2 protein-coding genes, 12 tRNA genes and 3 rRNA genes are annotated in these 6,177 nt (G+C 45.5%); 11 read left to right on the top strand and 6 right to left on the bottom strand.

The features are described from left to right. Nucleotides 1–48 precede the first annotated feature (48 nt). From QTO06_RS24785 to QTO06_RS24835, 11 genes are all read left to right on the top strand, one after another. Nucleotides 49–124, top strand: a tRNA-Phe gene (locus tag QTO06_RS24785). A gap of 42 nt (nt 125–166) precedes the next feature. After that, nucleotides 167–242: transfer RNA gene (locus tag QTO06_RS24790), tRNA-Asn, on the top strand. Between the two features lie 70 nt (nt 243–312). Continuing rightward, nucleotides 313–388, top strand: a tRNA-Thr gene (locus tag QTO06_RS24795). Between the two features lie 10 nt (nt 389–398). Then, nucleotides 399–474: transfer RNA gene (locus QTO06_RS24800), tRNA-Phe, on the top strand. Between the two features lie 42 nt (nt 475–516). Beyond that, a tRNA-Asn gene (locus QTO06_RS24805) sits at nt 517–592 on the top strand. Between the two features lie 293 nt (nt 593–885). After that, nucleotides 886–2,511: a methyl-accepting chemotaxis protein gene (locus QTO06_RS24810; protein WP_331410276.1), complete on the top strand. Its 1,626-nt coding sequence runs from the start codon at nt 886–888 to the stop codon at nt 2,509–2,511. A gap of 233 nt (nt 2,512–2,744) precedes the next feature. Then, nucleotides 2,745–2,820, top strand: a tRNA-Phe gene (locus tag QTO06_RS24815). A 51-nt stretch (nt 2,821–2,871) separates the two neighbouring features. Then, nucleotides 2,872–2,947: transfer RNA gene (locus tag QTO06_RS24820), tRNA-Thr, on the top strand. Between the two features lie 21 nt (nt 2,948–2,968). Beyond that, nucleotides 2,969–3,044 (top strand) — tRNA-Asn (locus tag QTO06_RS24825). A 40-nt stretch (nt 3,045–3,084) separates the two neighbouring features. Next, a tRNA-Thr gene (locus QTO06_RS24830) sits at nt 3,085–3,160 on the top strand. A gap of 15 nt (nt 3,161–3,175) precedes the next feature. Further along, nucleotides 3,176–3,251: transfer RNA gene (locus QTO06_RS24835), tRNA-Asn, on the top strand. A 157-nt stretch (nt 3,252–3,408) separates the two neighbouring features. On the opposite strand, the gene QTO06_RS24840 is transcribed toward QTO06_RS24835, so the two are convergent. From QTO06_RS24840 to QTO06_RS24865, 6 genes are all read right to left on the bottom strand, one after another. After that, a complete protein-coding gene (locus QTO06_RS24840) occupies nt 3,409–4,845 on the bottom strand; it encodes an NAD-dependent succinate-semialdehyde dehydrogenase (RefSeq protein WP_331410278.1) in 1,437 nt (478 codons plus the stop codon). Between the two features lie 546 nt (nt 4,846–5,391). Continuing rightward, nucleotides 5,392–5,468 (bottom strand) — tRNA-Asp (locus QTO06_RS24845). A gap of 31 nt (nt 5,469–5,499) precedes the next feature. Beyond that, a 5S ribosomal RNA gene (rrf, locus tag QTO06_RS24850) occupies nt 5,500–5,615 on the bottom strand. 57 nt (nt 5,616–5,672) lie between these two features. Continuing rightward, nucleotides 5,673–5,748, bottom strand: a tRNA-Thr gene (locus QTO06_RS24855). 101 nt (nt 5,749–5,849) lie between these two features. Further along, nucleotides 5,850–5,966, bottom strand: a 5S ribosomal RNA gene (rrf, locus tag QTO06_RS24860). A 90-nt stretch (nt 5,967–6,056) separates the two neighbouring features. Next, nucleotides 6,057–6,177, bottom strand: a 23S ribosomal RNA gene (locus tag QTO06_RS24865); the annotation flags it as partial.

Below are 6,177 nucleotides of genomic sequence, written 5' to 3' on the forward strand. Positions count from 1 at the left end.
TCAGTAGGTCACCAGTTCGATTCCGGTAGTCGGCACCATTCTTCTTTTGCCTCGATAGCTCAGTCGGTAGAGCAGAGGATTGAAAATCCTCGTGTCGGTGGTTCGATTCCGCCTCGAGGCACCATATTTGGTGCGCTTGCTTAAAGTAAGACACAAACAGAATAGTTCCTCCTTAGCTCAGTTGGTAGAGCGACGGACTGTTAATCCGCAGGTCACTGGTTCAAGTCCAGTAGGAGGAGCCAAATTCTAGAGTTTCATGTAAATGAGATTCTAAAAAATGAAGAGTTTACTCTTCAAAAAAGAAAACGGTACGCCGACTTAGCTCAGTAGGTAGAGCAACTGACTTGTAATCAGTAGGTCACCAGTTCGATTCCGGTAGTCGGCACCATTCTTCTTTTGCCTCGATAGCTCAGTCGGTAGAGCAGAGGATTGAAAATCCTCGTGTCGGTGGTTCGATTCCGCCTCGAGGCACCATATTTGGTGCACTTGCTTAAAGCAAGACACAAACAGAATAGTTCCTCCTTAGCTCAGTTGGTAGAGCGACGGACTGTTAATCCGCAGGTCACTGGTTCAAGTCCAGTAGGAGGAGCCAAATTAGAAAGCCAAGTCTTCGGACTTGGCTTTTTTCTTATCTGCAATACCAAAACTCTCTCCCCAACTTTCTAATTCCATCGAATCTTCTCCTTCGACTCCACCGAAAAACATCCCTATTAACTCTTGGTTGATTTGATAAAAAACACTTATTTCACGCTAAAAATTTAATCCAACTCATAGTTTCAACACGACCGCATAGGCGCTTGTATACAAGTTCAATATGATGAATTTATTATTACGCCCTTACAAGCTATGCATTGCATAGTATGAAATACGTCTCGTGAGCTAACTATGAAATTAAAAACTCAAGCCTATTTATTATCTGCAATCATATTGGTTGCCCTACTTGCTCTTACAGCAACAGGTCTATGGACATTGCGTGTAGCAAGTAACCTTGATAACAAAGCTCGAGTTACCGAGCTATTTAAGAGTGCCTACAGCATTCTGACTGAAGTTGAGCAAATGGCAGTGGAAGGCAAAATGCCGGAAGCTGAAGCCAAAGCTCTTGCTACCCGTCTACTTCGTAACAATATCTACAAAGACAACGAATACGTTTATGTTGCCGATGAGAACATGATGTTCGTTGCGGCCCCACTTGACCCTCAACTACATGGAACAAGTTTCCACGATTTCCGTGATGGTGATGGCAACAGTGTCGGTCAGTTGATTTTAGATGTGCTGGGCCGTAAAACAGGTCAGATCGTTGAATACACTTGGACACAAAAACTACCTGACGGCACGATCGAAGAAAAGCACTCTATCGCAGAGAAAACACCGCATTGGAACTGGGTGGTTGGTACTGGTATCGGCTTTAATGAAGTCAATGCACGCTTCTGGTCAACAGCACAATGGCAGCTAGCGCTGTGTCTAGCGATTGCTGGCGCGATTCTAGGCGGCTTAATCATCTCTATCCGTAAGATGCTTAATCTACTTGGCGGTGAGCCAAATGACGTTAGACAAGCCGTTCAGGCCGTCGCTCAGGGTAATATCCAAACCAGCTTTGAATACTCAGCCCCTAAAGACAGCATCTATGGCGCCGTACAGGAGATGAGTCAATCTCTGGCTAAGATGGTAACTAACCTGGATGAATCAATGCATGCATTGCGTTCAGAGCTATCAGCCGTAGAATCTCGCTCGAATTCAATCGCTGATCTAACCATGTCTCAGCAGCAATCAACGGCGATGATCGCAACAGCGATGACAGAAATGGCTTCTTCAGCTAACCATGTTGCAAGTTCGGCAAGTGACACTGCACATAACACCGATGAAGCAGACAAACAGAGCCAACACACGCAATCATTGATCCACAGTACGGTCGATAATATTCAAGGTTTGGCGACTCAGCTCAATACGGCCAGTAAAGCGGTTGCGGATCTTGACCAAGATGTAAACAGCATCGTGAAAGTTCTCGACGTAATCGGCGATATTGCTGAGCAAACTAACCTACTGGCGTTGAATGCCGCCATTGAAGCAGCTCGTGCGGGTGAACAAGGTCGAGGCTTTGCGGTAGTAGCAGATGAGGTGCGCAACCTAGCAGGACGCACACAAGACAGCACAAAAGAGATTCAACAGATGATCTCTAATCTTCAAGAAGGTTCGCGCAATGCTATCCATACAATGGAAATCTGTGCCGAAACCAGTGAAAGCACGGTAACTGAGTCTATGAATGCCTCAGAAGCGCTACAACAGATAGTGACAGCACTAGAATCAATCACAGCGATGAGCCAACAGATCGCAACTGCGGCGGCAGAACAAACTCAAGTGAGTGATGACATTGCACACCGCATCAACCTAATTGAAGAAAGTGGTAGCCAACTAAATACGGTGGTAACAGAAAGCCAATCAAGTACGCAAACATTGGCATCTTTAGCGGATGAACTTGAAGGTTGGGTGAACAAGTTCTCAGTAAAGCACTAGTTTAAAGTCAATTGTTCAATAAAAAGCACGTTTTCAGACGTGCTTTTTTGTTTTTATCGCCTTTATTTTGCGACAGAGCGCCCTACTTTTCTTAAAACAGCGCTTAAAGCATGGTGCATTGCTGCTCAAAATGCATAAAAACAGCCCACTCCGAGCACAAATTCATCAAACGATATTTTATTTTAATTTTATTGTTGACCTGAAAGCCGAAAAGCCTTTTAATACACCTCGTCGCCCGGATAGCTCAGTCGGTAGAGCAGAGGATTGAAAATCCTCGTGTCGGTGGTTCGATTCCGCCTCCGGGCACCACAATTTAAAATTGTTGGTGTCTAACACGAACAATAGAAAGAATAACGGTGCGCCGACTTAGCTCAGTAGGTAGAGCAACTGACTTGTAATCAGTAGGTCACCAGTTCGATTCCGGTAGTCGGCACCATTTATTCTTAAACAAGATAATTCCTCCTTAGCTCAGTTGGTAGAGCGACGGACTGTTAATCCGCAGGTCACTGGTTCAAGTCCAGTAGGAGGAGCCATCTTTCAGTTAGTAAGTCGATTACTTATTAACGAAAATGTGCCGACTTAGCTCAGTAGGTAGAGCAACTGACTTGTAATCAGTAGGTCACCAGTTCGATTCCGGTAGTCGGCACCACTTATTAAAATTTGTTCCTCCTTAGCTCAGTTGGTAGAGCGACGGACTGTTAATCCGCAGGTCACTGGTTCAAGTCCAGTAGGAGGAGCCATATTAGAAGAAGCCGCATCACTTGATGCGGCTTTTTTGCATCTGAAGAAAACTCACCGCTTCCCTCTTCATCCAACTTTGCCTCAATAAACAAAAAGCCAGGTGATGTACCTAGCTTTCTCTTTTTGTATCGTATCAATGAGTGTCTAAGCGGAAGGTTAGCTCAAACCTCCAAGGCAGATGTACTTCGTCTCTAGATATTCATCCATGCCTTGTTTAGCCCCTTCACGACCGATGCCAGATTCTTTGATCCCGCCAAACGGCGCCACTTCCGTAGAGATAATTCCTTCATTTACCCCCACCATGCCATATTCCAAACCTTCACTAAATTTGATGATGCGCTTCAAGCTGTCGGTGTAGAAGTAGCAAGCCAAACCATATTCTGTGTCATTCGCCATCGAGAGCACTTGCTCATCATCATCAAAACTGATGACTGGCAAAACCGGGCCAAACAGCTCTTGTTGCACGATCGCCATATTCTGTTCCACATCATCTAAGATAACTGGCTCCATAAAGCGCCCAGAGCGTTTTTGAGGCTGGTTAAGTATAGTTGCCCCTTCTTGTACTGCCTGATCGATCACCGCCTCTAGACGATGCTTAGAAGCCATAGTAATCACTGGACCAAGAGTGGTATTTTCCTCAAGACCATTACCGACCGTCAGGCCTACCGCTTTATCCAGGAGCTTAGCTAAGAACGCCTCTTTTACGCTCTGATGCACATACAAGCGGTTGGTACACACACAGGTTTGTCCGGCATTACGAAACTTAGACGCAATCAAGCCATTAGCTGCTGCTTCTAAATCTGCATCGTCAAAAACAATAAAAGGTGCGTTACCACCCAATTCCATAGAAGCGGCTTTAACCGTATCGCTTGCTTGTTTCATTAAGATCTTGCCGACACGTGTCGAACCCGTAAAAGAGAGCTTCTTAATACGCGGATCGGTACTTAATACCAAACCAAACTCTGCCGCTTGCTCAGAAACTACAGTAGACAATAGAGCTTTAGGGATGCCAGCCTGGTGAGCAAGCTCCACCACAGCCAGAGCAGTCAAAGGCGTTAATTCAGAAGGTTTAATGATCATCCCACATCCCGCAGCCAAAGCAGGAGCCGCTTTTCGAGTGATCATTGCAATAGGGAAATTCCATGGTGTAATCGCAGCACACACACCGACAGGCTGTTTGATGGTAGAGAGGCGTCTATCTACCGCCGGTGCAGGAATTACCTCACCATAAGCGCGTTTAGCCTCTTCTGCGAACCATTCAACAAACGATGCGCCGTATGCGACTTCTCCATGACTTTCAGTAAGAGGTTTACCTTGTTCTAAGGTAATGATGTTCGCGATGTCTTCCGTATGCTCTACAAGCAATTGGAACCACTTTTTCAAGGAAGTGGAGCGTGCTTTAGCGCTGAGTTTTGCCCACTCGACTTGAGCCGATTTACACGCATCTATTTGCACATCTAACTCATCCAAAGAGCTAGGCTTTAAGCGAATCAGTTCTTGCTCAGTCGCAGGATTAATAACGGCAATCCCATCTTGAGAAGACAGGCTTTCGAATAAGACTCTTAGCGTTTCACTTTCTATCTGCTGCATCATTAGGTTGTACTCCCATAAGAACCTTTACTAGGTTAATCCTTCTGGCAAATAAGAGTAAAGCAAACAAAGTTTTCTTCAGCGTAAATATGAGAAGTGATTACCCTGTAGGGTTAACCGGTGATACAGAGAAGAGAACACCAACAGAGATAGCCATTATTGAAGAAAGCAACCATTTGGTAGGTCATAAGCTCGGTGTTATTGAATGCCCCTATTCTTTAATAGACAAAGCCTTGCGAGCCTTACTTTCCTATAAACGAAAATCATACTCCCTAAAACGGTAAAAGCTAACACGAAGGCTGAATTTCTAGATAAGTGTTGAAGCGGCTGAGCTTGCACTCAAAAGGGCTCGCACACAAGCGGGACTCATTGGTCATAGACCAAAAAAACATCACCAATACGAAAAGACCTCAGCATTTCTGCTGAGGTCTGGAATAAGAGGCTGACGGCCGGGGGGGGGGGCGGGCAACCGGGACTCATTCCCTGAAAGGGAAATTATTATGCTCAAAAACGACAAAACCCAGTCCGAAGACTGGGTTTCTAAATAAGTGGCGGAGCGGACGGGACTCGAACCCGCGACCCCCGGCGTGACAGGCCGGTATTCTAACCAACTGAACTACCGCTCCGCACTGGTTAGACTCTGGAGTCTAAATAAGAACCTGGCGATGTTCTACTCTCACATGGGGAAGCCCCACACTACCATCGACGCTACTTCGTTTCACTTCTGAGTTCGGAATGGAATCAGGTGGGTCCAAAGCGCTATGGTCGCCAAGCAAAATTCTTTACGTTTTGTTTTAAGCTTTAAGTTAAAGCGTAAAACAAACAGTAAATGGTGCTGATACCCAGAATCGAACTGGGGACCTCATCCTTACCAAGGATGCGCTCTACCGACTGAGCCATATCAGCACATTATCTGTGTCCGTGAGGACTAAAAAAGCCCGCTTTTTCAAACGGGCTCTCTTAACTTTTGTCTTCACCTTCTTAAAAAGGCAAAAACTAAATTTAAAGCCTGGCGATGTCCTACTCTCACATGGGGAAACCCCACACTACCATCGGCGCTAATTCGTTTCACTTCTGAGTTCGGAATGGAAATCAGGTGGGTCCAAATCGCTATGGTCGCCAAGCAAATTCTTTAATTCGGAAAGCTGATGTTAAGTTCTATTTACACATTCAATGTTCTTACATCGAGTCCATCAAAACCCCTTGGGTGTTGTATGGTTAAGCCTCACGGGCAATTAGTACAGGTTAGCTCAACGCCTCACAACGCTTACACACCCTGCCTATCAACGTTCTAGTCTCGAACAACCCTTTAGGATACTTAAAGTATCAGGGAAG

Origin of the sequence: Vibrio sp. M260121, from assembly GCF_036533715.1 — a bacterium.
In the GTDB taxonomy this organism is placed as follows: Bacteria; Pseudomonadota; Gammaproteobacteria; order Enterobacterales; family Vibrionaceae; genus Vibrio.